The organism is Pseudomonas sp. P7758 (assembly GCF_013386485.1).
Lineage (GTDB): Bacteria > Pseudomonadota > Gammaproteobacteria > Pseudomonadales > Pseudomonadaceae > Aquipseudomonas.
In genome coordinates this window covers 1-806 of the sequence record NZ_JACARS010000164.1, presented here as the reverse complement: position 1 = coordinate 806, position 806 = coordinate 1, and the positions used below count along the sequence as shown (strand labels likewise).

Genomic DNA, 806 nt, shown 5'->3' with positions numbered 1-806 from the left:
CCTGATGGACGGCTGGAGCAGTTCGCGACTGTTTGGCGAGGTAATGCAGTTTTATGCCCAGGGCCACGTGCCGACACGCAACGGTCGTTACCGCGAGTTCATCGAATGGCTGCAACGCCAGGATCAACGGGCGCTGGAGGGCTTCTGGAGAAGCCGTCTTGCAACGCTGGAGCAGGCCACTTCGCTGAACCAGGCGATGTTCCCGCGGCATGTCGAGGATTTGCCCGGGCACCAGGCGCTTTACTCACGTTGGGATGCGGTGCAAACCGCACGCCTGCAACAGGCTTGCCGCGCCTTGCAAATCACCCCCAACACGCTGATCCAGGGCGCGTGGCTGTTGTTGCTGCAACGCTTTACCGGGCAGAACACTGTGGTGTTCGGTGCCACCGTGGCTGGCCGTCCTGCGGGGTTGGCCAATGCCGACAACATCCTGGGGCTGTTCATCAATACGCTACCGGTGATCCAGACCCTGGAACCCGCGCAGCCGCTGGATCAGTGGCTGCAAGCGTTGCAGGCCTGCAACATGGACATCCGTGAGTACGCACACGCGCCGCTGGCGGATATCCAGCGCTGGTCGGGGCTGGGTGGGCAAGGGCTGTTCGACAGCATCATCGTGTTTGAAAACTACCCGATCGATGAGCGCCTGGGTGAGCAACAGGACACCGGCCTGAGTTTCGGCGAGTCGCGTAACCATGACGTGACCAACTTTGCGATGGACCTGGCGGTCAATCTCGGCGAACAGTTGTCGATCGAATATCTGTTCCTGCGCAATGCCTTCAGTGTCGAGGCGGTAGAGAAGATTCGCC

1 protein-coding gene is annotated in these 806 nt (G+C 60.8%); it reads left to right on the top strand.

The window, feature by feature from the left end; translation table 11 throughout:
• Window positions 1-806: condensation domain-containing protein (locus HX873_RS28435; protein WP_177123540.1), on the top strand; the 806-nt coding region annotated here is incomplete at both ends.